The sequence below is a fragment of the Cryobacterium inferilacus genome (assembly GCF_019599185.1).
Taxonomy (GTDB): Bacteria; Actinomycetota; Actinomycetes; order Actinomycetales; family Microbacteriaceae; genus Cryobacterium; species Cryobacterium inferilacus.
Genome location: NZ_JAIEUL010000003.1, coordinates 144,505 through 167,246 on the forward strand (window position 1 = coordinate 144,505; position 22,742 = coordinate 167,246).

The window sequence follows — 22,742 nt, forward strand, 5'->3', positions numbered from 1 at the left end:
ATCGCGGGACGACGCCCCCGATCCAAGGAGAACCAGATGTCGGTCGGCCTGCTCGCCGTAGTCGATGACATTCTTACCGCTGCCCTCAAGGCCAGCGCTAAGACCGCCGGCGTCGTCATCGACGACGCGGCCGTCACCCCGCAGTACGTGCAGGGGTTGTCGCCCGCTCGCGAACTCCACGTGGTCTGGCGCATCGCGCTGGGCAGCCTGTTCAACAAGTTCGTCATCATCATCCCGCTTGCGCTGCTGCTGTCGGCGTTCGCGCCCTGGGTGCTGCCGTTCCTGCTGATCCTCGGCGGCACCTACCTGTGCTTCGAGGGTGCGGAGAAGGTCACCGAGTGGTTCGGTGTGCATCACGTCGTGGAGGACACCGGGGCGCGGGATGAGAAGAAGCTCGTCTTCGGCGCCGTCCGCACCGACCTCATCCTGAGCACCGAGATCATGCTCATCGCCCTGGCCAGCCTCGACCCCGACTTCGGCATCTGGATGACGCTGGGCGCGCTGGTCGTCATCGGCCTCGGTATGACCGTGCTGGTTTACGGCGCCGTCGCCCTGCTTGTGAAGATCGATGACATCGGGCTGTCCCTGATGAAGAACCCGGCCCGCGGGGTGCGCCGCACCGGCGCGCGCATCGTGGCGGCCATGCCCGCGGTCTTCAAGGTGATCAGCATCATCGGCACCGTCGCCATGCTCTGGGTGGGTGGCCACCTGGTGATCACGAACCTGGCCGAGACGTTCTGGCACGGCCCGTACGACCTGCTGCACGTGGTGACGCACGCGGTGGAGTCGGCCGGCCCGGTCGTCGTCTGGCTCGCCGACACGGCGATGTCCGCCGTGTTCGGGCTCGCGCTGGGCCTGATCGTCGTCGGGATCGTTCTGGCCATCACGCGCCTCTTCAAGCGCAACCAGCCGGCCGACCACCACGTGCCGGTCTAACGCACCGACTTGCGCTCGTAGATCACCATTGACCAGACGTAGCCGATGACGGTGATCGCGACGCACCACCCGACCGCGAGCACCGCGCTCCAGCCGATCGGCGTACCCAGCAGCAGGCCGCGCAGGGTCTCGACGACCGGCGTGAAGGGCTGATACTCCGCGAACCATTCCAGACCGGCCGGCATCGACTCGGTGGGAACGAAGCCGCTGCCGAGGAAGGGCAGCAGTACCAGCAGGAGCGGCAGGTTGCTGGCCGTCTCCACCGACTTGGCCTGCATGCCCATGCCGACGGCCAGCCAGGTGATCGCGAATGCGAGCAGGGTGAGCAGGCCAGCGGCACCGAGCCAGTCCATGGGTGTGGCCGTGGGGCGGAACCCGATCAGCACCCCGACCCCGAGCACGAGAGCGACGGCGATGAGCGCCTGGATGGTGTTGCCGAGCACGTGCCCGGCGAGCACAGCGGCCCGGGAGATCGCCATGGTGCGAAACCTCGCCGTGATGCCCTCGGTCATGTCCATCGAGACCGTCGTCGCTGTGCCCCCTGCGGTACCGGCGATCGTGATCGCCAGGATTCCCGGTATGACGTAGGCGAGATAGGCCGCGCGCCCTGCGGTCGGATCGACACCGGGCAGGCCGGCCCCGAGCGTGCCGCCGAAGACGAACACGAACATCAGCAGGATCACCACCGGGCCCACGATCGTGAACACAGACAGGCCGGGGTACCGGATCATGTGCAGGAGGTTGCGGCGCAGCATCGTGACCGCGTCGGCGACGACGTGCGAGCGCGGCTGGGCGCCCTGAGCGGTGGTGCGCGGTGCGGTGACGGTGGTCATTGTTCGTGTCCTTTCGAATCGGCCCGAACCGACGACGTCTGCGCGCCCGTCAGGGCGAAGAAGACGTCATCAAGATCCGGGGTGTGGATGCTGAGGTCGTCGACCTCGAGGTCGGCCGAGGCCAGGCGGCCGAGCACGTCGCGCAGGGCACCGACCCCACCGGCGCTCGGCACGGTCAACGTGAGCGCGGCGTCGTCACGCGCAGAGCCGTCACGGGCAGAGCCGTCGAGCAGACGGGCTGCGGTGTCGAGCGCCGCGGCATCCGTGAATCGCAGCCGAATGTGCCCACCGGGCACGAGGCGCTTGAGCTCCTCCGGCGTGCCGTCGGCGACGATCCGGCCTCTGTCGAGCACCGCGATGCGGTCGGCGAGCTGGTCGGCTTCGTCCAGGTGCTGCGTGGTGAGCAGCACCGTGGTGCCCTCGGCGACCAGGCCTCGCACGATGTCCCACATCGTGCGGCGGCTGCGCGGGTCCAGGCCCGTGGTGGGTTCGTCGAGAAAGATCACGCTCGGTGTGGAGACCAGGGTCATGGCGAGGTCGAGGCGACGCTTCATGCCGCCGGAGTACGTGACCAGCGGCTTGCGGGCGGCGTCGACGAGGTCGAATTGGTCGAGCAGCTCGGCCACGCGCGCCTTCCCGCGCCTGTCACCGAGGTGACGCAGCCGCGCCATCAGCAGGAGGTTTTCCTCGCCGGTGAGCAGGCCGTCGACGGCCGAGAACTGGCCGGTGAGGCCGATGGCGGCGCGCACGCCGTTCGCGTCCCGCCGCACGTCGCAGCCGGCCACGGTCAAGGTGCCGGCGTCGGGCCGCACGAGGGTGGACAGGATGTGCACGATCGTGGTCTTGCCGGCACCGTTGGGGCCGAGCAACGCGGTGACGGTGCCGGTGGGCACGGTGAGGTCGACGTCATCCAGTACCGTCTGGCTGCAGTAGGCCTTGCGCAGCCCGCGGATCTCGATGGCTGGTGCGGTCATGGGTTCGTTCCCTTCTCTGGGGCGTCCGGGTCACCGGGCGCGATGAATGCCGATATCGCCGAACTGGGTGCGCGCCCGAACCGCGACGGTCTGTTCGGCCGGGTCTGGTGCGGTGTCGCCGGCGAGTTCGTTGCGCAGGCGGCCGGTCTTCGCCGCCAGGTCGAGCCAGGCAGGCACCCCGGGTTGTACGCCGATGGTGATCTGGCCGTAGCCGCTCTCCACCTGCACGGAGCCGGCGGAGATCTCCCCCAACCGGATGGTGCCGTATGCGGTCTTGGCCGTGACTCCGGCCAGGGCCCGCTCGATGTCGAGGTCGCCGTAGGACAGCTTCGCGTCGAGGTCACCACCGCACTCCCCGACGGTGATGCTGCCGTGCGACGCCTTGAGGATGGCGTCACCGGTGACGGTGCCGATGCGGATCTGGCCGTGGTCGGCGGTCATCTCGATGTCGCCATCGGCGGCGGCGATGGTGGTGCTGCCGTGCCCGGCGCGCAGCCAGAGGTCACCGGTGCCGTCCAGGTCAACCGACCCGGTGGAGCACTTGAGCCGGGTGGCGCCGAGGCGCCCGGTCGTGCGCACATTACCGGCGGAAATGTCGGCGGTGAGGCGCGATCCGGCGGGCAGTTCGATGGTCAGGTCCACCGATTCGGTGGGACCGATGATGCTGAACCGGGGCTTGGGTCCGGTGATCGTGAGGCGTTCACCGTCGAAGTCCACCTGGGTCTCTTCGGCGCCGCGACGGTCGACCGCCTTGGCCGGGCTGGTCGCCGAGACGGTCACAACGGTGTCGACCCGGTCGCTGGCGACCACGTGGATCTCACCGACGGGCAGCTTGATGGCGAGGTCGATCGGGTTCGGGGTGCTGAAGGTGGGCATACTGATGCGTCCCTCTCTCTGGGTTCTGGGTACAACGAACCGACCCCGCGGATGCGCGTGGCTGGCCTAGCTCGAATTGGGCGGCTCTAGCGGGCCCAACCCGCGAAGTTGTCGCCGGTGCGCAGGGTGCGCTGCGCCGATCGGCGTTGTTTGGGTTGCAGGGCGGCCGCGGTGGCGCGCACCAGCCAGGCGTTGACCGAGAGGCCGTCGGCCGCGGCCGCATCGTCCACCCGCGCCTTGAGGGCATCCGGCAGGCGCAGCGTCGTGCGCGACGTGCTGGCGTCGTCGAGGTCGACGGATGGGGCCGGCCGCTCCTCGCCCTCCGGCTCGGCGGCCGGCGCCGTCACGACGAACTCGACCTCGCGCCCGCGCAGCCGCACGTCGACCGACCCGGGTGCGAGGTCACGGGTGATCTCGCCGGCCGCGGCGGACAGCGCGTCGAGGAGCACGAGCCGCACCGCGGCATCCAGGCCGGCGGCGAGTCGTTCGGCGGCGGCGCGGGTGTCCTCCGCGCCGTTCGCCGCGGCATCCACCAGCTGGCGCTGCAGGTCGTTGACGTACTGTCCGAGTTCCATGCCACCATAGTGACACCACGATGGTGTCACGTCAAGCTTGGAGTGGTGTCACGTCTCTAGTTGAGTGCGCTGTGCACGCAGATGGCGATCTGCACCCGGTTGTCCACGGCGAGCTTGTCGAGGATGCGCCCGACGTGGGTCTTCACGGTCGTCACGCTCACGAAGTGGGCCCGGGCGATCTCGGCGTTGGAGAGCCCCTGGGCGATGGCCAGAGCCACGTCTCGTTCACGGGCGGTGAGCAGGTCGAGCCTGGCCGCCGCATCCGTTGACTGCCGCGGCCCTGGCTGGGCGGCGGCCACCTTGATCAGCTGACCGATCACCGGCTGCGACAGAATGGTGCGGCCGGCGGCCACCTGGCGAACGGCGTCGATCAGCTCCGCGGGCGGTGTGTCCTTGAGCAGAAAGCCGCTCGCTCCCAGGCGCAGGGCGGTGAGCACGGATTCGTCGGTGTCGAAGGTCGTGAGCACGATGATCTTGAGGTCGGGTTGCGCAGCGAGTAGCTCCCGGGTGGCGGCGAGGCCGTCCAGCTGCGGCATCCGGATGTCCATCAGCACGACGTCGGGTTGACTGTCGATGGTCAGCAGCATGCCTGCCCGGCCGTCCCCGGCCTCGCCCACAACCTGCAGCTCGGGGTCGCCCTCGAGGATCAACCGGAGCCCGGAGCGCACCAGCGCTTCGTCGTCGACGAGGACCACCCTGATGCGCGTCACCTCGTCCACGGCAACCATGCTTCCACGGTGAAGGAGCCCCGAGCGACCCCGGCGGTGAGCTCCCCGCCGGCCAGGCGGGCGCGTTCGCGAAGTCCGGTCAGTCCCAGCCCGGACGGCGGCGGCGCGCCGGCGGCCTCTGGCGCACCGGCACCGAGCGGATTGTGCAGGCGCAGGGTGACGCGGCCTCCAGGCTCCCCGCCGAGGCGCACCGCCACGGTCTGCCCTGGGGCGTGCTTGCGGGCGTTGGTGAGGCCCTCCTGGATGAACCTGTACAGGTGCCGGCTGGTGGCGTCGGCGAGCCCGTCGAGGTGTCCGGCCGCGGCTTCGTCGACCTCGACGCTGGCGGGGGTTCCGGCGCGCCGGCTGTCCTCGAGCAGGTCGGTCAGACCGGCCAGGGTGGGCTGGGGTTGGGTGCGCTGCGACCCTTCGGCCTCGGCCGGGTCCCGCAGCACACCGAGCACGTCACGCAGTTCGCCCAGCGCCAGGTGGGCGTTCTCCCGCACGATGCCGACGGTGCTGGCCCGCTGGGCAGCCGACAGGTCTGGCCGGGACTCGAGCACGCCGGCGTGCAGGGCCACCAGGGAGAGCCGGTGGGCGAGCACATCGTGCATCTCGCGGGCAATGCGGGCCCGCTCGCTCAGCCGGGCCTGGTCACGTTGGGCGTGCTGCTCGCGCAGGGCGCTGTCGGCCTGGTCCTGCAGGCTCACCAGCAGCTGCCGCCGCCCGCCGATATACATGCCGGTGACCACCAGGATGGCGCTGATCACGACCGCGGTCAGCACGAGCTGCCAGAGCGGCGATTCCTCCCGCACCGGCAGGGCGACATCGAAGAGCACGGTGACCGCGGCGAACAGCACCGCGGCGACGGTGATCTCCGGCCAACGCCGGCGGGTCGCCAGCGACACCAGAACCAGCGCCGCGGCACCCGTCGCCGTGGCGGAGACCACCGACATCACGATGATCACGATCGCCACGAGCAGCGGCGCCCGGTGGCGCAGCGGAACAAGCCCGATCGCGACGAAACCCAGCATCACGTCGAGCAGCAGACGGGCGCCGACCTCGAGCGACTCCGGCCCGGTCGGGTCCACGGTGTCCAGGGCCAGGGAATACGCGATGAACAGCGCGCCGATGCCCACGAACAGGGCCAGGGCCATCCGCCACAGGGTGCCCCACACTCGCGCGGCACGGCGGGGCGGCCGCAGCAGGGGTTTCGTGGTGGTCACGGCACCAACCCTAGTTCTCCGACCCAACGCCGGGCACCGCCACCGGGAGGAGCGCGACCTCATCCTTTAGGCCAGCGCATTCCGGCCGAAAGCGGATGCGCCGAGCGCCCGTTCCGCCGACACTGGAACTGTGACCGACAGCCTTGTGACCTCAGACCCGATCAAACACCCCGCCCCGGGCTCCGCCGCCTACCACCGCCTCGGCCGCACCTCGCCGAGCTACCGTTGGTGGAAGCCGCTGCTCGTCGGACTCCTCGGCACGGTGTTCTACCTGGTTGCGCTCGTGCTGCTCTTTCTCGGAGCGGTACTGGCCGGGCTGGTGGTGCCGGAGGTGGGGCGGTCGCTGAACACCGTCTTCACCGACTCGCTCGCCTTCGACCTGACCGACCCGGTCACCCTCGCGGTGGTGCTGCTCTCGCTGATCCCCCTGTTGCCGGCGCTGCTGCTGGCCACCCGCATCGTGGGCGCCCAGCGGGTGGGGCTGCTGTCGTCGGTGGCCGGCCGGCTGCGCTGGCGGTGGATGCTGCGCTGCGCATCCGTTGCGGCGGCCGTCTACCTGGTGGGCTACCTGGTGATTTTCGCCGTCTCGGCGCTCGGCGGCGAGAGCGTGGCCCCCGACCTCGGCCGGCCAGAGCTGCCGGTGCTGCTGATCCTCACCGTGCTGCTGGTTCCGCTGCAGTCAGCGGCCGAGGAGTACGTCTTTCGTGGTTACCTCATGCAGACCATCGGCGGCTGGCTGCGGCATCCGGCATTCGCCATCCTGCTGCCCATCCCGCTCTTCGTGATCGGCCACGATTACGAGCTGATCGGCATGATCGATGTGGCCGTGTTCGCGGCCGCCGCCGGCTGGCTCACCTGGCGCACCGGCGGTCTCGAGGCCGCCATCGCGCTGCACGTCGTGAACAACCTGTCCATCTTCGGCCTGAGCGCCATCGGGCTCGTCGATCCCAACGGCACCGATCTGGGCCCGGTCGACCTGGTGTTCTCGCTGCTGATGACGCTCACCTTCGTCGTCGTGGTCACCCGCCTGCAGGCGCACCCCGCCCGTGGGGCGGAGGCGCGCTATGGTCGAGGCGACACGACGCTCTGACCCAGGAGGCCGACCATGCCTGTCGGATTGACCATCAGCCGCACCATCGCCGCACCGCCGGAGCGGGTCTATGCCGCGTGGACCCGCCCGGAGGAATTCGCCGTCTGGTTCGGCGGCGATGCCGTCGACGTTCCGGCCGAGACGGTATCGATGGATGTGCGGGAGGGCGGCCTGTGGACCGCCCAGATGCGGGTACCGGACGGCAGCTCCATCTACTGGCACGGCCGCTACACCGAGGTCGACCCACCCCGGCGCCTGGCCTTCACCATGGACGACGACCCGGCCGTGGATACCACCGACCCGGTCGTGGTCACATTCGCGCCTGCCGCCGGTGGCACCGAGATGCGGCTCACCCAGCCACGCGACGACCTCACCGACGAGCAGCTGGCCCAGACCCTGCTCGGCTACAACGCGTTCTTCGACAGCATGGAGATCATGCTCGCCGGCCGCGACTGACCCGCTGCCACGCCGCTCAGACGGTGTCGACCGCTGGCACCAGCTCGGCCAGCGCCACGAGGTGGGCCGCCAGGGCCCGCTCGTGACGCTCGGAGGGCAGGAACACCCCGTCGACGAGGTGCTCGGCGACCCACGCGATCTCCACGTTGGCGGCCAGGGTGCGCATGCCCAGATTCACCAGCACCGGCCGCAGCGCCACCACGGCGCGGGTACCGCCGGAGAGACCGCCGTAACTGACCAGCCCCACCGGTTTACCGGCCCACTCGCCGTGCAGGTGGTCGATCGCGTTCTTCAGCGGCGCCGAGTAGCTGTGGTTGTACTCCGGCAGCACGAAAACCACCGCGTCCGCCGCCTCCACCCGGCGACTCCACTCCCAGGTGAGCTCGCTCGTGTACGCCTTCAGCCGCGGATGGTTCGGCTCGGCGAGCATCGGCAGCGCGAACTCGGCAAGGTCCACCACATCCACCTCCACGTCCTCGGCCTGCCGGGCGGACTCGGCCACCCAGGCGCCCACCGGACCACCGGCCCGACCCACCCGCGTGCTCGCGATCAGCACCATCAGTCTCATGCGCCCACCACCTCCCGCACGGGCCGGGCATCCCAGCGCGCCCAATCGGCGCTGATGCCGTCCGCGGCGACCAGCAGCTGCGGCAGGTAGTCGTCCACCAGGGTCTGCATGCTGGTCTCGTAGGCGTGCGTGTTGAGGTTGACAGCCGCGACGACCGCACCCGCGCCATTGCGGATGGGCGCCGCGACCGACCGGATGGCCGGGGCCAGCTGTTGGTCGGTGATGGCCCAGCCGCGCTCGCGCACCTCGGCGAGCGCCGCGTCGATCTCGGGCCGGCTCGGCGCCCAGACCGCCGTCACCGGCGACCGGCTCGGCTGGCTCAGGGCCGCGTCGAGGGCCTCTGTGCTCAGCCCGGCCAGCAGCACCTTGCCCAGCGAGGTCGCCACGGCGGGAAACCGGGTGCCGATGGTGACCGAGAGGGCCACCAGCTTGGGCACCGCCACCCGCGCGACGTAGACCACATCCGACCCGTCGAGCTGGGCGACCGAACAGGATTCGTTCACTCGGCTGCTCAGGTCGGTCAGGTGCGGTCGGGAGAGCTCCCAGATGTTGCTCGAACACACATAGGCCATGCCCAGCTCGAGCACCCGTGGGGTGAGGCTGAACCCCGCATCGTCGCTGCGCACATACCCCAGCTCGGCCAGGGTGATCAGGATGCGCCGCGCGGTCGGGCGGGCCAGCCCGGTGGCCGTGGCCACCTCGGTGAGGTTGAGCACGGGGCGGCCGGGACCGAAGACCGTCAGCACGTCGAGTCCCCTGGCGATCGCCTCGATGAAATCCGGGCTCTCGGTGTCGCGTCCCATCATGCCCTCCCTTGCCGCCGAGGCCGGGTGGCAGAGTGCGCAGGAATCTGCTCGCCGCCCTTGACCGTCGATCGCTTGTGGGGTTCACTATAGATCAATGTCCGCCCAGCGGACAGTCGTCCGCAGAATTGAAAGGCAACGATGCCTCCAGCTTTCGCATCCACCCCCACGGATACCGCGAGTCCTCTCGAGGCGCCCGCCCATCAGGCCGGCCCCCTCGACGGCCTCCTCGTGGCCGACTTCTCCCGCGTGCTGGCGGGCCCGTACTCCACCCAGCTGATGGGCGACCTCGGCGCCACCATCGTCAAGGTCGAGGGTCCGTCCGGCGATGAGACCCGCGACTGGGCGCCGCCGGAGCGCGACGGCGTCTCCACCTACTACCTCGGCGTGAACCGCAACAAGCGCAGCATCACGCTCAACCTGGCCGACGCCGATGACCGCGTGCTGGCCCAGGAGCTCGCCCGCAGGGCCGACATCGTGATCGAGAACTTCAAGCCGGGCGGCCTGGCCAAATTCGGCCTGGACTACGCCTCGGTGCGCACCACGAACCCGGCCGTGATCTACGCATCGATCAGCGGATTCGGCACCGCCGGCGGGGCCGCACTGCCGGGCTACGACCTCATTGTGCAGGCCATGAGCGGCCTGATGAGCCTCACCGGCGACGCAGACGGCACCCCGTTTCGCAGCGGCGTCTCGGTCTTCGACATCATGACGGGCATGCAGGCCACCGTGGGCATCCTCGCGGCGCTCAACCACCGCAACAGCACCGGTCAGGGCCAGCAGGTGCAGGTGAACCTGCTCTCCACCGCGCTGTCGGCCATGGCCAACCACTCCTCCACCTACGTCGCAGGCGGCACCGTGCCGTTCCGCATGGGAAACGCCCATCCCAGCCTGTTCCCCTACGAACCACTGCCGGCCAGCGACGGCGACATCGTGATCGTGGCCGCCAACGACCCGCAGTTTCTCAAACTCGCCACCGCGCTCGGCCACCCGGAATGGGCCGAGGACGACAAATTCGCCCGCACCGTGTCGCGCAACCAGAATCGTGAGGAGCTGCGCCCCCTGCTGGTGGAGGCCCTCGCCGCCCGCACCACCGCCGAGTGGTTCGACGAACTCACCCGGGCCGGCGTGGCCTGCGGCCCGATCAACACCATCGACGGTGGCGTGGCCCTGGCCGAACGGCTCGGCCTGAACCCCGTCGTGCAGGTCGGCGAGGGCGACGACGCGATCCCCATGGTGCGCAATCCCATCGATTTCTCGCTCACCCCCGCCCGGTACCTGTCGCCGCCGCCCACGCTGGGCCAGGATGCCGACGAGATTCGCGCCTGGCTCGCCCGGCCCGACCCCGAGCACCGATCAGACCACTACGAGAGCGAGTACGAGCTGTGACCGACTACCCCACCGGCCTGGGCACCAGCGACCGCGACACCATCTCGCTGCTCGGCCACGACCTCGCCGGCGAGTTGCTCGGCACCGTCACCTTCGGCGAGCTCGCCTTCTGGCTGGCCACTCAGCAGCGGCCCACCGCCGGGCAGTTGCGCGTGTTCGAGGCCGTTCTCGTGTCGTTGGCCGACCACGGCTTCACCCCCACGGCCATCGCCGCCAGGCTCACCTACTACTCCGCACCCGACTCGCTGCAGGGCGCCATCGCCGCTGGCCTGCTCGGCGGCGGCAGCCGGTTCCTCGGCGTCACCGAAGACACCGGCCTGTTCCTGCACACCGCGCTGGCCGACCTCGGCGACACCACCGGCTTCACCGACGACGACTGGGATGCCGCCGCGATCACCCTGCTCACCGCCACCAAGCAGTCCGGCCGCCGCGTGCCGGGCCTCGGTCACCCGGTGCACAAGCAGCGCGACCCCCGCACGGCCGTGATCATCCGCATCGCCGACGAACAGGGCCTGCGCGGGCCGCACCTGCGCCTGTTCGAGGCCATCGGCCGCACCAACGGCCAGGTGCTCGGCAAGCAACTGCCGCTGAACGGCGCCGGCATCGCCGGAGCCGCCCTGGCCGACCTGGGCCTGCCGATCGAGCTGCTGCGCGGCTTCGCGCTGCTCGCCCGCACCGCCGGGCTGATCGGCCACCTCGCCGAGGAACGCCTGCACCCCATCGCCCCGGCGATCTACGCCGAGGTCGACCGCAACGCCGTCTATGTTCCCGCCACATCCACCGACTAGTCCACCAGCCGTCCCGAACCAGCAGTCCCGAACCAGCAACCTCGAAGGAGAGTAATGGCCACCCTGAGCGCGGTGCTCGCCACCACCCACCACCCGTTCTACCTCAAGGCCACCACGGCGCCGCCCGAAGAGCGGATGCCGCAGGCCGACGAGTGGAAGGCCAAGGTGGAGGCCTACCGAGAGACGCTCACGGTCGCCAAGCCCGACATCCTGGTGATGGTCGGCGCCGACCACTTCCACCAGTTCTTCTCCGACAACTACCCCACCTTCCTCATCGGCAAGCAGCCGATGTACGACGCCACCTTCTACAACGAGACCCGCGAGTTCGGCCTGCCGACATTCCTGTTGCAGGGCCACGAGGAGCTCTCCGGCTACATGCTGCAGGGGCTGCTCGACCGGGGCTTCGACTTCTCGGTCAGCCACGAGCTCAAGATCGACCACTCGATCATCTGCCCGATCATCACCACCCGGCCGGATGCCGACCTGCCGATCGTGCCGATCTACACGAACATCTTCGCTCCCCCGCTGCCCAGCCCCAAGCGGTTCTGGGACCTGGGCCGGGCCATCCGCTCGATCATCGACGAGTGGCCGAGTGACCTGCGCGTGGCCGCGGTCGGCAGCGGTCACCTCTCCCTCGAGCTCGGCGGTCCACGTCAGTTCGGCGAGACCGGGCCAGACCCCGAATTCGACCTGCAGGCCATCGAGTGGCTGCGCACGGGCGACATCGACGGGATCCTCGCCAACGTCACCCACGAGAGCATGGCGGGTGCCGGCAATGCCACCCATGGGTTCATGGACCTGATCCTGATGATGGGCATCGCCGGCCCGATCGAGGCCTCCTACGTCGACAGCCTCGACCTCTTCCACACCCGTGAGGCCTACGTGACCTGGTACCCGGAGGGGGCGCCGTCGTGAGCACCTATTACGTGAACAAGTTCCTCTTCCAGGTCGACGGCGACCCCGAGCTGCTCGCCCGGTACAAGGCCGACCCGGCCGAACTGGTGACCTGGTGGGAGACCGAGCGCGGCCCGTGGCTGAACCGGGTGGAACGCACCACCTGGCTGGGCTTCACCGACACCGAACGCCGCGCCCTCGTGGAGCACGACTACGTCACCCTGTTCGAGCTCGGCGCGCACTTCTTCCTCTCGCTCACCATCTTCATCGCCCTCTACGACGCCGAGTACGCGGCCCGCACCGGACCGCTGTCCTTCCAGCGCGAGTACGCCGCCAACCTGGCCCACTGGATGGGCAAGGAGTACCCCAGCGTCGCCCTGTAATCCACCGCACCGCGCACCCGTTCCGCCGTTCGCTATCCGCTCGACCCAGGCAAAGGAGCCCGTCATGCCCGCCACCCCCATTCCCGCCCTGCCAGACCACACGCCGCCGGGCACCGTCTTCCGCGATGCCACAGTGCTAACCATGGATTCCGCACGGCAGGTCCTGCCGCACACCGACGTGCTCGTCGTCGACGACAGCATCGCGGCGATCGGCCCGCACCTGGTCGTGCCAGACGGCACCTTCGAGATCGACGCGGCCGGCGGCATCCTGATGCCCGGCATGATCGACACCCACCGGCACATGTGGCAGACCGCGATGCGCGGCTACGGCGCCGACTGGACCCTCACCCAGTACTTCGTCTGGTACTACCTCGAGCACGGCAAGCACTTCCGGCCGCAGGATGTCTACGCCGGCAACCTGCTCTCCTCCCTCGACGCCATCGACGCCGGCATCACCACCACGGTGGACTGGTCGCATGGCCTGCGCACCATTGGCCACGCCGAGGCCGCGCTCGCTGCGCTGCAGGAGGCGCCGGGCCGGTCGGTGCTGGCCTACGGCAACATCTTCGCAGGCCCCTGGGAGTGGTCGGACTCCGACGAGTTCAAGGCCTTCGCCGCCGCCCGCGAGAAGGGCAACGAGATGACCGGCTTCCAGATGGCGTTCGATGTCACCGGCGACCCCACCTTCCCAGAGCGGCGCGCGTTCGAGGTGGCCCGCGACCTGGACCTGGCCGTGACCACGCACGCCGGCGTGTGGGGTGCCACCAACGACGACGGCATCCGGCTGATGTACGAGAACGGCTTCATGACCCCCGGCACGGTCTACGTGCACGCGGCCACACTCTCCGACGACTCCTACCAGCGCATCGCCGCCACCGGCGGATCGGTCTCGCTGTCGACCGAGAGCGAGCAGAGCTGCGGCCAGGGCTACCCGCCGTCGTGGGTGCTGCGGTCACACGGCATCCCGGTGTCACTGTCGGTGGACACCAGCGTGTGGTTCAGCAGCGACCTGTTCGCGGCCATGCGCACCACGCTCGGCGCCGACCGGTCCATCGAGCACATGAAGGCGCACGAGTTGGGCGACACCGTCACCCACTCGCACCTGCGCGCCGAGCACGTGGTGGACTGGGCCACCCGAGGCGGCGCCGCGGCGCTAGGCAAGGAGGCCACGCTCGGCTCGATCGAGGTGGGCAAGAAGGCGGATGTGGTGCTGGTGAAGAACGACGACTCCCCGTCGATGTTCCCGATCCTGAACCCCTATGGGCACATCGCCCTGCAGGCCAACCGGGCCGACGTGCACACCGTGCTGGTCAACGGCAGGATCGTGAAGTACGCCCACGCGCTGGTCGGCAACCAGCTCGCCGCTGCCCGCACCGCGGTGGAGGACACCATCACACACCTGCAGTCCACCCTGGGCGACGACGTCTGGCGGGCGGGCATGAACCCCGACATCCCCGAGACGAAGATCCTCGACAACCCGTACACCTACACCGAGTACCGCACCAGCTCCACCCACGAGGCCGCGGAGGTCTGAGCCGCGGGCAGCGTCACCCGACCGCGGCGGTGATGAGGCGCTCCAGACGCACGATGCCGGCGTAGCGGCCTGCGTTGTCGGTGACGATGAGCGGGTCGTAGCGGTGGGTGCTGTCGCGGGTGACCGCGCGCAGCAGCGCATCCGTCACCGGGGTGTCGAGGTTGACCCGCATGGCGTCGGCGGTGACACCGAGGGAGGCGCTCTCGCTGTCGAGAACCGAGACGGGGCGGCCGTGCCGGTCGAGCAGCACCACGGCGCGCACCCCGGCGTGGTCGCTGAAGACCCTGGCCGCCTCCGCCACCGACTCCACGGCGGGCGCGGTGTCGAGCAGGTCCCGCACCGTGGCGATCTGTTTCGGGTCGGCGCTGGGCAGCACGAGTGTGGACAACTCTGGCCACGCGGGTGCGGGGCGGGCGAGGAAGTATCCCTGCGCGAGGGGCACCCCGAGCGCCGTGATGGCGTCGTATTCGGCTTCGGTTTCGATGCCCTCGGCCAGCACCCACGAGTCGATACGGCTCGCGAACGTGCCGACCATCTCCACCAGCGCCCGCTTCGCCTCGTCGGTGTCGATGCCCTGAATGAGCTCCCGGTCGAGTTTGATCAGCGCGGGCTTGAGCACCAGCAGGCGACTGAGGCCGGCATAGCCCGAGCCGAGGTCGTCCACGGCGATCAGGCCTCCGGCAGCACGGATGGCGTCGAGCTCGGGCTCGAGATCGGTGGCGGAGTCGATCGCGGACTGTTCGGTGAGCTCGACGAACACCCCGGCGAGGTCGCCCTGATCGCGCCAGACCGCCCGAATCGCTTCCTGCTGCAGCACGTGTGGTGACACGTTCACGGTGAGGAAGCAGTTGGTGGGGATCGAGGCGCGGTGCGCCAGGATCACGCGCAGGCAGATCGCTTCGATTTCCGCCGAACGCTCGGCGGCGCGAGCCTGGGCGAACAGGTCCTCCACGCCGATCCCCGCTGGCATCTCGAACCGCGCCAGCCCCTCGTACCCCACCACGGTTCCCCTGGCGGTGTCCACGATCGGCTGGAAGACCGCGGACACACCGGTTCCGGAGGCGACCGTATCCAACAACTCGGTCCACTCCGCGGCGGAGTGCGGCATCGTCAGACGGAGACGATACGGTCGGTGATGCTCTCGACCAACTCGGGCGTGACGGTCTCGATGCCGTGGGCGGCGCTGGCGTGCTGGGCGACGAGGACGAGGATCTCGTCATCGGTGGAGCTGACCCAGCTGGCCGTGCAACCCGGCACGACATCTCCGCACGCAAATGACTTCATGACAAACCCCTTGACCTTGTCGCCACCGGCGACGTGATGTGTACGTATGTTTCAGAGTGTAGTTCGGCGACGATGCGGTTTCGGATTGGGGTTGGCGGGCTAGTAGCGAACCTCGTCGATCGGGCCGCCGCCGGCGAGGTCTTCGAGCAGCAGTTCGGGGTGGTCGCGCACGGTGTTGCGCAGCCGCCAGGGGGTGCTGAACAGGGCCAGCAGGGTGCCGTCGCTGCGGCGCAGCACCTCCACCTGACGGTCGTGGCCGAGGATCAGCGCGCTCTCCTTGTCGGTGCGGCGGGCCAGCTGGTACGGCAGCACATCGCTGCGGATGGCGGCACCGAAGTCGTGCGACATCCGCTCTTCGACCACCTCGAACTGCATCGGGCCCACGGCGCCGAGCACCGGCGCCTGGTCGCCGCGCAGGTCGGAGCGCATCACCTGGATGACGCCCTCGTGGTCGAGCTGGTCGATGCCGCGGCGGAACTGCTTGTGCTTGCTGGTGTCGGCGGGGCGCACGGCGCGGAAATGCGCGGGCGCGAACATCGGAAGCGGCGGGAAGGTGACGGCCGGGGCACCCTCGTGGATCGAGTCGCCCACGCGCAGTGCTGAGGCATTGACCAGACCGACGATGTCGCCGGGCCAGGCCTCTTCGGCGACCTCCCGGTCCTTGCCGAACAGTTGCTGGGCGTACTTCGTGGCGAACGGGCGGCCGGTGGCGGAGTGGGTGACCACCATGCCGCGGCGGAACTGGCCGGAGCAGACGCGCACGAAGGCGACGTAGTCGCGGTGCGAGGAGTTCATGCCCGACTGCACCTTGAAGACGAAGCCGGAGAACGGGCTGGTCACCGGGCGGTGGCCGCCGGCGGCGTCGAGGCGCGCCTCGGCGGGCGGGGCGAAGTCCACCAGGGTGTCGAGGATGTGCTGCACACCGAAGTTGAGCACTGCGGCGGAGAACAGCACCGGGGTGGTGACGCCGCCCAGGAACGACTCTTCGTCGTGGTTCTGGCCCTCCTCGGCGAGCAGCTCGGATTCCTCGGCGGCGGCGATCCAGGCGTCGCCCTCTGCGGCGGCGGCCTCCTCGGCGGTGGTGCGTTCGGAGTCGGCGCGGGTGGCGCCGCCTGCGGTGCGGTTGAAACGGATGAAGTCGGTGCTGTCGCGCTCGATCACACCGCGGAAGTCACCCGCGATGCCGACCGGCCAGGTGAGCGGGGTGGGGATCAGGCCCGTGCGGGTGCGGATCTCGTCCATCAGGTCGAGCGCGGCGGAGCCGGGCCGGTCCCACTTGTTGATCACGGTGATGACGGGGAGCCCCCGCTGCTTGCAGACCTCGAAGAGCTTCATGGTCTGCACCTCGAGGCCCTTGCTGGCGTCGACGAGCATCACGGCGGCATCCACCGCGGAGAGCACCCGGAAGGTGTCCTCGGAGAAGTCGGCGTGGCCGGGGGTGTCGACGAGGTTGATCACGCTGTCGCGGTACTCGAACTGGATGGCGGCGGACGTGATCGAGATGCCACGCTCCTGCTCCATGGTCATCCAGTCGGAGACGGTGCCGCGGCGGCCGGCCTTGCCGTGCGTGGCGCCGGCGGTGGTGATGGCGCGCGCGTGCAGCAGCAGCGCTTCGGTGAGCGTGGACTTACCCGCGTCGGGGTGGGAGATGACGGCGAAGGTGCGCCGGCGGATGGCCTGGGCCTCGACCTCTTTCGGGGACACCTCGGTGCCCGGGGTCAGTGTTGCTTCAGCCACGTTCGCGTTCCTACCTCTAATAGCGTGGCGCGGATGAGCGCCTCAAGTCTGGTGCCGGCCCCGTTCGGCCGCCGCAAACTGGGTTGCGGTGGCGCTGGGCACGACAAACGCGCGACGCTGACGCGCGCACGTCCTTCAAACCTAACCTGCACGGCTGGCCAACCGCCGCGAGTTGCCCTCTTTCGGACCAGTTGCCCCGCTGCAACGGGGCAACTCGTCCGCAGCGGGGCACGTCGGCGTCAGCGCGGCACGGCAGCGTCAGCGGGGCACAGCGCGGTAGTGCGCCCGCAGCTCAGGGCTCAGGTGCTCGGTGGCGTAGCTGAGCATGGTGCGCGGCATCCGCCCGGCGTGCTGGTCGAGAAACTCGACGAGCACCGCCCGATCCACGCGGGCACCAACCTCGCGCAGCATCCAGCCCACGGCCTTGTGCAGCAGCGGCTCGGGGTCGCCCAGCAACCGCTCGGCCAGGTCGAGGGTGGTGGATGCGTCACCGTGGCGGATGAAGGTGTGCGTCGCGATCACCGCCACGCGGCGCTGCCAGAGGATGCCACTGGCCGCGAGTTCGTAGAGCAGCCCGCGGGGCCGGTCGAACAGGTACTCGCCCAGCAGGCCGGGCGCCGACAGGTCGACGAGGTCCCAGTTGTTCACCCGGCCGGCCCGCACCTGCTCGAGGTAGAACTCGGCAAGCGCCCGACGCTCCTGGTCGTCCCTGGTGCGGGCGGCGCTGGCCAGGGCGAACTGCGCCACCAGGATCAGCAGGCCGGTCAGCCGGTGCTCGTGCACCGGGTCGGCCAGGAGCAGCTCGGTCTCGTTCGCCGGCAGGGACGAGAACCGTTTGACCACCGCACGGGCTTCTGGCACCGTCACCCCGATGAAGAGATCACCCTCGCCGTACTGCCCCACACCGGTCTGGAAGTACCGGGCGGCACCGGCAGCGCGTTCAGGGTCGGCCACCGCGGCGAGCGCGGCGCGTACCTCGGCCGCCGTCGGGCTGGTGTGGTGCGCGGCATCCGTCATGGCAGCAGATTAGCCCGACAGCTCAGTCCGCCCCGGAGACCACCAGATCGGCCCGCGCCCTGCTCTCCTCGATCAGGATCGCGTTCGCGCCGTCCACCGAGCTCGCCCAGGCGTGCGCGGCCTCCGGGCTGCGACCGTGCCTGGTGTGCCGGTCGACCAGGCGGGCGAGCCGTTCGTCTGCCGCGGTCTCGCAGAACCAGACCTCGGCCAACAGACCCGGTATCCGGTTCCACGGTTCCTGGTCCACGAGTAGGTAGTTGCCCTCCACGATCACGATCTCGGTGCCGGCCGCAATCGCAACCTCCCCCGCGATGCCCTCGTCGACGGTGCGCTCGAAGCTCGGCGCGTAGACGGTATGGTGCTGCTCGGCGAGCACCCGGTTCAGCAGCGCGACGAATCCCCAGCCGTCGAAGGTGTCGATGGCGCCCTTGCGGTCGTGGATGCCGAGCCGGTCGAGGGTGGCGTTGGCCAGGTGGAAGCCGTCCATCGGCAGGTAGACCGCCCGGGAGTCGGCCCCACCGGCGTTGAGGTGCTCCACCAGCTGCCTGGCGAGGGTGGTCTTGCCCGCACCGGGGCTGCCGGTGATGCCCACGATGATCCGGCTGTTCCCGCCGAGCAGGCCGAGCACCCGCCGGGCCAGGTCGGCCGTGGCCAGGTCAGGAGTGGACACGCGAGGCCCCTCTTCGATGTTCATAAGACAACTATCCCGGGTGCGGGGGCCCATTCGCCTGCCCTTCTGCCCACGCCAGAGCGGTGGCACGATTGGCCTGACCGAACTGGAGGTGGCCCGTCGTGATCGAGGCATTCGGCGCGGTGCTGCCCGTGGCGGTCGCGGTCGCCCTCAGCCCAATCCCGATCATCGCGGTTGTGCTGGTGCTGCTGTCCCCCGCCGGTCGGCCGACGGGGCTGGCGTTCCTGGCCGGCCGGGTGCTGGGTGTTGCGCTGATCGTCGTGCTCGTGGCCGCCATCTCCGACCTCATCGAACGCTCCGACGACGCGTCACCCGCCGTCGCGGTGGCGCGCGTTCTCGTGGGCGTCGCACTCGTGGTGCTGGCCGGGTGGAAGTGGCGGGGTCGGCCCCGCACCGACGACGACGCCGCCCTGCCCGGCTGGATGGGAGCGATCGAGGGCAGCTCCCCCACCGGGGCCGCCTGGCTGGCGTTCCTGCTCTCGGTGGCCAACCCCAAGGAGCTCCTCCTCGGGGTGGGTGCGGGCATCACCATCGGCGCGGCCGGCCTGCCCCTGGCCCAGACGCTCACGGTGGCCGGCGCCTACACTCTGCTCGCCTGCGCCAGCGTCGCCGCACCGGTGCTGGCCTTCGTCGTGGCCGGCGATCGCATGCGCGACCGACTCGATGAGGCCAGGGCACTGCTGGTGCGCCACAACACGGCGATCATGAGCGTGGTGCTGCTCGTGATCGGTGCCGTGCTGATCGGCGGCGGCCTGTCCGGGCTGTGACGACTGCCGCTACCGGGGCAGCAGGTACTCGGCGATCGGGTCGCCGAGCGCACCGGACACCGTGCATGTGGCGGTCGGGCCGGTGGAGTCGGCCGAGCCCAGAATGTAAACCGTGAACGTCCCGTCCGCCGCCGAGATGAGGTCGGAGTCGTAGGCGTTCGTGGCTATACCCGTTTCGGACTCCAGCTCCAGGTCAATGCCGCGCTCGAAGCCTGTGCACACCGCCCAGGCCGTGAGCGCGTCCATGGGCGACCCCGCGGTGCGCTCACCGTCGGCAGGCGCCGCGACCGTGAACGCCGGACTCGGGGTGAGGCCGGACGGCTCGGCCTGCAACAGGTGGAACGTGACTCGGGGGTCGCCAAAGGTTCCGGAGACGTCGCACCAGGAGTCGGTGTCGCTCTGGGCGCCGACATCGCCGATGAGCTGCACGGAAAAGCCGGTTCCGGTCGGAGTGATGTTCGCGGGGTCGTACACCCGGGTCAGGCGGTGCACGCTCTGATTGCCACCGTCGCCGAGCGCCTTGCAGATCGCCCAGGCGGCGAGGGCGTCGAGCGGCGTCTCGGCCGTGATCGCTCCGGCAGCGGGGGTGGCGTCGGGTGCGGGGGCCGCCGTGTCCGCCGGCTCGGCCGTGTCCGCCGGCTGCGCCGATGGCGTTGCAGCCGGTGGCGCCGCGGCCGGTGGCGTGACCGCCGCTGACGCGGTCGGGCCGATCGACGCCGCCGGGGTGGCGGCGCATCCGGTCAGCGCGACGGAGGTGACGGCGGCCAGGGCCAGAACCACCGACAACCCGGGCCGGCCGGGCCGCTGAGCCGAAGAGCGCAATGAACCGATCATGACTGTTCCCCCACATCCGATACGACACAGGGTAATCGGCGCCGGCACCGGCCGGTCCCCCCAATCCGGGGAACCCGTGAGCGCACTGATCCAGCGTCAGGCCGCCCGATACCGATGATTCGTTGCGGTCATTCGCATGAAAACGCCGCCGACGCCCGGATACGCTGAGTTCGGCGCGCACCCGCGCGCGCATCAACCGGCCGCGACCGCGGCACGCACGAGGACGGGAGGTTCCCATGTCGAATTACATTGCAGCAGCACTGGTCGGTGAGCCCGAGGTTCTCGAAGACGCCGCTCTGAACAACACCCGCGCCGCCGACCTCACCGGATCGCCCGCCTGGCTGCGACTGAAGAACGCCGCCACCACCCTGCAGACCGTGCAGGCTCAGGACGGCTCGATTCCCGAGCCCGGTGCGCACACGGATGCGCGCGCGTCCGTCGCCGAGATCACCTCGGCCGTCCGCGAGCTCGCCCCGCATTTTCCGCACGATGCCGCCTACCTCGACGCGCTGGTGGCCGACTTCGACCGCTGGGTGGCCGAGGGGTTCGGTGTACCCGACTTCTACGACGCGCTGATGGCCTTCCAGCCGCAACAGAGTCGGGTCGACGGCATCCGGCACCTGGTGGTGTTCCCGATGTACACCCAGAACGGCAGCACCAACCGGCTCGTCGAGGCGGTGCTGATCGAGGTGATCTGGCCGGAATTCGTGGCCGAGCTGGAGCTCGAGTACACCAACAAGCTGTTCGTGCCCATCCGTTTTCTCGACTTCACGGCCGGCTACGACACCAACTCGGCGGTGCTCTTCCCCGAGACCGTGGCGATGCGGCAGATCCCCACCTTCACCTGGGGCGCGATCTTCGCCGACCGCGAGGCCGCCAGGTTCCGCACCGTGGTGCGCGCCGCAGCCTCGATCACCCGGCTCGAACTGCCCGCGGAGGCCGCCGCGCTGCTGGACGATCAGCACCTCACCGAAGAGACCTTCGTGATGTGGGACCTCATCCACGACCGCACCCACATGCGCGGCGACCTGCCGTTCGACCCGTTCATGATCAAGCAGCGGATGCCGTTCTTCCTCTATTCGCTCGAGGAACTGCGCTGCGACCTCACCGCGTTCCGCGAATCGGTGAAGATCGAACACGACGACACCGCCAGCGACGAGGCTCGCCGGCACGCGAAGCTGGTGCAGTACGCGGTGATCTTCGACCGCATCTTCAGGTTCGCCATCACCGGCAGCCGGGTGCGCAACTACGACGGCCTGGGCGGGCAACTGCTGTTCGCCTGGCTGCACCAGCACCACGTGCTGCACTGGACCGACACGGCGCTCTCCTTCGACTGGGAGGCGGTGCCAGAGGTGGTCATCGCGCTCGGCGCCCAGATCGACGAGCTGTACTGGGCGTCGATCGACCGGCCGAAGAAGGCGCACTGGCTGGCCGCCTACGCGATGCTCACCGAGACCCTCACCCCCAACCCGGCGTCCACCTGGGCGCGCGGGTTGCCGCTGGAGGTACTGGCCGGGCCGCCGAAGGGTTACACCGACCTGGTCCTGGACGACGAGTTCCCGCTGTCGATGTTCTTCGAGGCGCTCGACAAGAAGATGAAGCCGGTCATCGAGTCGACCGTGGGCATCACGGCGCATGCCTGAGCCCGTGGTCGACCCAGCCGGCGTCGCCGGGCATACCGTTCTCATCGCCGGGGCGACCAGCACAGCCGGGGTAGCCGTCGCGGCCGCCCTGGCGGGGGCGGGCGCCCAGGTGCTGGCCGTGGGGTCTGACGCCGAGCGCCTGGAGCGGGTGATCGAGGTGGCGCCGGACGCATCCGTGTACGTCTGCGACCTGGCCGACTACGCCCAGGTCACGGCGCTGGCGGCGACACTGCACGCCGAGCACGGGCCCATCGACGGCCTCGTGCACCTGGTGGGCGGCTGGCGCGGCGGCGGCGGCCTCGACGGCCAGACCGATACGGACTGGGACTTTCTGCATGAGCGGGTCGTGCAGACTCTGCGCAACACCACCCGCGCATTCAACGCCGACCTGCTGGCCTCGTTCACCGGCCGGCTCGCGATCGTGTCGTCGGTGTCGGTGGATGCGCCCACTCCCGGCGGCGCCAACTACGCCAGCGCCAAGGCGGCGGCCGAGACCTGGACCAGGGCGGTGGGGCACGGCTTCGCCAAGTCCGGCGATACCGCCGCCGCCGTGATCTTCGCGGTGCGCTCCCTCGACGGCCTCGAACCCCGGCTCGCGGCGGAGGTCGTGGCCCTCTGGGACGCCCCCGCCGCCGCCCTCAACAACACCCGCCGCATCCTCACCCCCTAGCCCCTGCCCTGCCCACCCCGGCCCGGCGCCAAGGTGCATAACTCCTGCAATTTTTTGCGAATCTGGC

At 69.8% G+C, this 22,742-nt stretch carries 25 protein-coding genes; 11 read left to right on the forward strand and 14 right to left on the reverse strand.

The annotated features are described in order from the left end of the window. Positions 1-36: 36 nt before the first annotated feature. The gene (locus K2F54_RS04050; RefSeq protein WP_220604572.1) at positions 37-936 is read left to right on the forward strand and encodes a DUF808 domain-containing protein; all 900 of its coding nucleotides are present in this window, start codon (positions 37-39) and stop codon (positions 934-936) included. Here K2F54_RS04050 and K2F54_RS04055 read toward each other — a convergent pair. The 6 genes from K2F54_RS04055 to K2F54_RS04080 all read right to left on the reverse strand — a co-directional run bounded on the left by K2F54_RS04055 (position 933) and on the right by K2F54_RS04080 (position 6,127). Further along, the gene (locus tag K2F54_RS04055) at positions 933-1,769 is read right to left on the reverse strand and encodes an ABC transporter permease (protein WP_220604573.1); all 837 of its coding nucleotides are present in this window, start codon (positions 1,767-1,769) and stop codon (positions 933-935) included. The genes K2F54_RS04050 and K2F54_RS04055 overlap by 4 nt on opposite strands. Then, complete coding sequence (locus K2F54_RS04060; RefSeq protein ID WP_220604574.1) at positions 1,766-2,743, reverse strand: ATP-binding cassette domain-containing protein; 978 nt, start codon at positions 2,741-2,743, stop codon at positions 1,766-1,768. The genes K2F54_RS04055 and K2F54_RS04060 overlap by 4 nt, the downstream gene beginning before the upstream one ends. Positions 2,744-2,773: 30 nt before the next feature. Further along, positions 2,774-3,619, reverse strand: coding sequence for a DUF4097 family beta strand repeat-containing protein (locus K2F54_RS04065; protein WP_220604575.1), 846 nt, complete (start codon positions 3,617-3,619; stop codon positions 2,774-2,776). Positions 3,620-3,705: 86 nt separating this feature from the next. Further along, positions 3,706-4,194, reverse strand: coding sequence for a histidine kinase (locus K2F54_RS04070; RefSeq protein WP_220604576.1), 489 nt, complete (start codon positions 4,192-4,194; stop codon positions 3,706-3,708). Between the two features lie 56 nt (positions 4,195-4,250). Then, positions 4,251-4,922 carry a response regulator gene (locus tag K2F54_RS04075; RefSeq protein WP_220604577.1) on the reverse strand — a complete coding sequence of 224 codons (672 nt, stop codon included), beginning with the start codon at positions 4,920-4,922 and terminating at the stop codon, positions 4,251-4,253. After that, positions 4,901-6,127 (reverse strand): sensor histidine kinase, encoded by a 1,227-nt coding sequence (locus K2F54_RS04080; RefSeq protein ID WP_308287505.1) that lies wholly within the window; start codon positions 6,125-6,127, stop codon positions 4,901-4,903. Before K2F54_RS04080 ends, K2F54_RS04075 begins: the two co-directional genes overlap by 22 nt. A gap of 130 nt (positions 6,128-6,257) precedes the next feature. Here K2F54_RS04080 and K2F54_RS19490 point away from each other — a divergent pair, with 130 nt between their 5' ends. Together K2F54_RS19490 and K2F54_RS04090 are read left to right on the forward strand one after the other, a co-directional pair. Further along, a complete protein-coding gene (locus K2F54_RS19490; protein ID WP_220604579.1) occupies positions 6,258-7,217 on the forward strand; it encodes a CPBP family intramembrane glutamic endopeptidase in 960 nt (319 codons plus the stop codon). A gap of 15 nt (positions 7,218-7,232) precedes the next feature. Next, positions 7,233-7,673: an SRPBCC family protein gene (locus K2F54_RS04090; protein ID WP_220604580.1), complete on the forward strand. Its 441-nt coding sequence runs from the start codon at positions 7,233-7,235 to the stop codon at positions 7,671-7,673. A 16-nt stretch (positions 7,674-7,689) separates the two neighbouring features. Here the strand turns inward: K2F54_RS04090 and K2F54_RS04095 are convergent, their stop codons facing one another. Next, entirely contained in the window at positions 7,690-8,241 is a 552-nt protein-coding gene (locus K2F54_RS04095) for an NADPH-dependent FMN reductase (RefSeq protein ID WP_220604581.1), read from the reverse strand. Continuing rightward, entirely contained in the window at positions 8,238-9,044 is an 807-nt protein-coding gene (locus K2F54_RS04100; RefSeq protein WP_220604582.1) for an IclR family transcriptional regulator domain-containing protein, read from the reverse strand. Before K2F54_RS04100 ends, K2F54_RS04095 begins: the two co-directional genes overlap by 4 nt. A 141-nt stretch (positions 9,045-9,185) precedes the next feature. Here K2F54_RS04100 and K2F54_RS04105 point away from each other — a divergent pair, with 141 nt between their 5' ends. From K2F54_RS04105 to K2F54_RS04125, 5 genes are all read left to right on the forward strand, one after another. Further along, positions 9,186-10,433, forward strand: a complete 1,248-nt coding sequence (locus tag K2F54_RS04105) for a CaiB/BaiF CoA transferase family protein (RefSeq protein WP_220604583.1) — start codon at positions 9,186-9,188, stop codon at positions 10,431-10,433. Further along, positions 10,430-11,221 (forward strand): citryl-CoA lyase, encoded by a 792-nt coding sequence (locus K2F54_RS04110; protein ID WP_220604584.1) that lies wholly within the window; start codon positions 10,430-10,432, stop codon positions 11,219-11,221. The genes K2F54_RS04105 and K2F54_RS04110 overlap by 4 nt, the downstream gene beginning before the upstream one ends. A 54-nt stretch (positions 11,222-11,275) precedes the next feature. Continuing rightward, positions 11,276-12,136, forward strand: coding sequence for a DODA-type extradiol aromatic ring-opening family dioxygenase (locus tag K2F54_RS04115; protein WP_220604585.1), 861 nt, complete (start codon positions 11,276-11,278; stop codon positions 12,134-12,136). Continuing rightward, positions 12,133-12,498, forward strand: coding sequence for a hypothetical protein (locus K2F54_RS04120; protein ID WP_220604586.1), 366 nt, complete (start codon positions 12,133-12,135; stop codon positions 12,496-12,498). Before K2F54_RS04115 ends, K2F54_RS04120 begins: the two co-directional genes overlap by 4 nt. A gap of 64 nt (positions 12,499-12,562) precedes the next feature. Next, the gene (locus K2F54_RS04125) at positions 12,563-14,032 is read left to right on the forward strand and encodes an amidohydrolase family protein (protein ID WP_220604587.1); all 1,470 of its coding nucleotides are present in this window, start codon (positions 12,563-12,565) and stop codon (positions 14,030-14,032) included. 13 nt (positions 14,033-14,045) lie between these two features. Here the strand turns inward: K2F54_RS04125 and K2F54_RS04130 are convergent, their stop codons facing one another. The 5 genes from K2F54_RS04130 to K2F54_RS04150 form a co-directional block, all read right to left on the reverse strand. Further along, on the reverse strand, positions 14,046-15,140 hold the full coding sequence (locus K2F54_RS04130; RefSeq protein WP_220604588.1) for an EAL domain-containing protein: 1,095 nt from the start codon (positions 15,138-15,140) through the stop codon (positions 14,046-14,048). A gap of 2 nt (positions 15,141-15,142) precedes the next feature. After that, the gene (locus tag K2F54_RS04135) at positions 15,143-15,316 is read right to left on the reverse strand and encodes a DUF1059 domain-containing protein (protein ID WP_220604589.1); all 174 of its coding nucleotides are present in this window, start codon (positions 15,314-15,316) and stop codon (positions 15,143-15,145) included. A gap of 99 nt (positions 15,317-15,415) precedes the next feature. Beyond that, positions 15,416-17,053 carry a peptide chain release factor 3 gene (locus K2F54_RS04140; RefSeq protein WP_308287506.1) on the reverse strand — a complete coding sequence of 546 codons (1,638 nt, stop codon included), beginning with the start codon at positions 17,051-17,053 and terminating at the stop codon, positions 15,416-15,418. 258 nt (positions 17,054-17,311) lie between these two features. Continuing rightward, positions 17,312-18,070 carry a DNA alkylation repair protein gene (locus tag K2F54_RS04145; protein ID WP_220604590.1) on the reverse strand — a complete coding sequence of 253 codons (759 nt, stop codon included), beginning with the start codon at positions 18,068-18,070 and terminating at the stop codon, positions 17,312-17,314. Between the two features lie 22 nt (positions 18,071-18,092). Further along, entirely contained in the window at positions 18,093-18,764 is a 672-nt protein-coding gene (locus K2F54_RS04150; protein WP_220604591.1) for a nucleoside/nucleotide kinase family protein, read from the reverse strand. A gap of 98 nt (positions 18,765-18,862) precedes the next feature. Here K2F54_RS04150 and K2F54_RS04155 point away from each other — a divergent pair, with 98 nt between their 5' ends. Then, complete coding sequence (locus K2F54_RS04155) at positions 18,863-19,528, forward strand: GAP family protein (RefSeq protein ID WP_220604592.1); 666 nt, start codon at positions 18,863-18,865, stop codon at positions 19,526-19,528. 9 nt (positions 19,529-19,537) lie between these two features. Here the strand turns inward: K2F54_RS04155 and K2F54_RS04160 are convergent, their stop codons facing one another. Further along, positions 19,538-20,362, reverse strand: coding sequence for a hypothetical protein (locus K2F54_RS04160; protein ID WP_220604593.1), 825 nt, complete (start codon positions 20,360-20,362; stop codon positions 19,538-19,540). A 236-nt stretch (positions 20,363-20,598) separates the two neighbouring features. Between K2F54_RS04160 and K2F54_RS04165 the strand changes: the two genes are divergently transcribed. Both K2F54_RS04165 and K2F54_RS04170 read left to right on the forward strand, forming a co-directional pair. Beyond that, positions 20,599-22,005, forward strand: coding sequence for a DUF6421 family protein (locus K2F54_RS04165; RefSeq protein WP_220604594.1), 1,407 nt, complete (start codon positions 20,599-20,601; stop codon positions 22,003-22,005). Beyond that, positions 21,998-22,675, forward strand: coding sequence for an SDR family NAD(P)-dependent oxidoreductase (locus K2F54_RS04170; protein WP_220604595.1), 678 nt, complete (start codon positions 21,998-22,000; stop codon positions 22,673-22,675). The genes K2F54_RS04165 and K2F54_RS04170 overlap by 8 nt, the downstream gene beginning before the upstream one ends. The last annotated feature ends 67 nt before the right edge of the window (positions 22,676-22,742 follow it).

What these genes read in the sequence shown, in the direction of transcription:
- K2F54_RS04050 (WP_220604572.1), top strand. Translation starts at nt 37, where the DNA reads ATGTCGGTCGGCCTGCTCGCCGTAGTCGATGACATTCTTACCGCTGCC.
- K2F54_RS04055 (WP_220604573.1), bottom strand. Translation starts at nt 1,769, where the DNA reads ATGACCACCGTCACCGCACCGCGCACCACCGCTCAGGGCGCCCAGCCG.
- K2F54_RS04060 (WP_220604574.1), bottom strand. Translation starts at nt 2,743, where the DNA reads ATGACCGCACCAGCCATCGAGATCCGCGGGCTGCGCAAGGCCTACTGC.
- K2F54_RS04065 (WP_220604575.1), bottom strand. Translation starts at nt 3,619, where the DNA reads ATGCCCACCTTCAGCACCCCGAACCCGATCGACCTCGCCATCAAGCTG.
- K2F54_RS04070 (WP_220604576.1), bottom strand. Translation starts at nt 4,194, where the DNA reads ATGGAACTCGGACAGTACGTCAACGACCTGCAGCGCCAGCTGGTGGAT.
- K2F54_RS04075 (WP_220604577.1), bottom strand. Translation starts at nt 4,922, where the DNA reads ATGGTTGCCGTGGACGAGGTGACGCGCATCAGGGTGGTCCTCGTCGAC.
- K2F54_RS04090 (WP_220604580.1), top strand. Translation starts at nt 7,233, where the DNA reads ATGCCTGTCGGATTGACCATCAGCCGCACCATCGCCGCACCGCCGGAG.
- K2F54_RS04095 (WP_220604581.1), bottom strand. Translation starts at nt 8,241, where the DNA reads ATGAGACTGATGGTGCTGATCGCGAGCACGCGGGTGGGTCGGGCCGGT.
- K2F54_RS04100 (WP_220604582.1), bottom strand. Translation starts at nt 9,044, where the DNA reads ATGGGACGCGACACCGAGAGCCCGGATTTCATCGAGGCGATCGCCAGG.
- K2F54_RS04105 (WP_220604583.1), top strand. Translation starts at nt 9,186, where the DNA reads ATGCCTCCAGCTTTCGCATCCACCCCCACGGATACCGCGAGTCCTCTC.
- K2F54_RS04115 (WP_220604585.1), top strand. Translation starts at nt 11,276, where the DNA reads ATGGCCACCCTGAGCGCGGTGCTCGCCACCACCCACCACCCGTTCTAC.
- K2F54_RS04125 (WP_220604587.1), top strand. Translation starts at nt 12,563, where the DNA reads ATGCCCGCCACCCCCATTCCCGCCCTGCCAGACCACACGCCGCCGGGC.
- K2F54_RS04130 (WP_220604588.1), bottom strand. Translation starts at nt 15,140, where the DNA reads ATGCCGCACTCCGCCGCGGAGTGGACCGAGTTGTTGGATACGGTCGCC.
- K2F54_RS04135 (WP_220604589.1), bottom strand. Translation starts at nt 15,316, where the DNA reads ATGAAGTCATTTGCGTGCGGAGATGTCGTGCCGGGTTGCACGGCCAGC.
- K2F54_RS04145 (WP_220604590.1), bottom strand. Translation starts at nt 18,070, where the DNA reads ATGACGGATGCCGCGCACCACACCAGCCCGACGGCGGCCGAGGTACGC.
- K2F54_RS04150 (WP_220604591.1), bottom strand. Translation starts at nt 18,764, where the DNA reads ATGAACATCGAAGAGGGGCCTCGCGTGTCCACTCCTGACCTGGCCACG.
- K2F54_RS04160 (WP_220604593.1), bottom strand. Translation starts at nt 20,362, where the DNA reads ATGATCGGTTCATTGCGCTCTTCGGCTCAGCGGCCCGGCCGGCCCGGG.
- K2F54_RS04165 (WP_220604594.1), top strand. Translation starts at nt 20,599, where the DNA reads ATGTCGAATTACATTGCAGCAGCACTGGTCGGTGAGCCCGAGGTTCTC.
- K2F54_RS04170 (WP_220604595.1), top strand. Translation starts at nt 21,998, where the DNA reads ATGCCTGAGCCCGTGGTCGACCCAGCCGGCGTCGCCGGGCATACCGTT.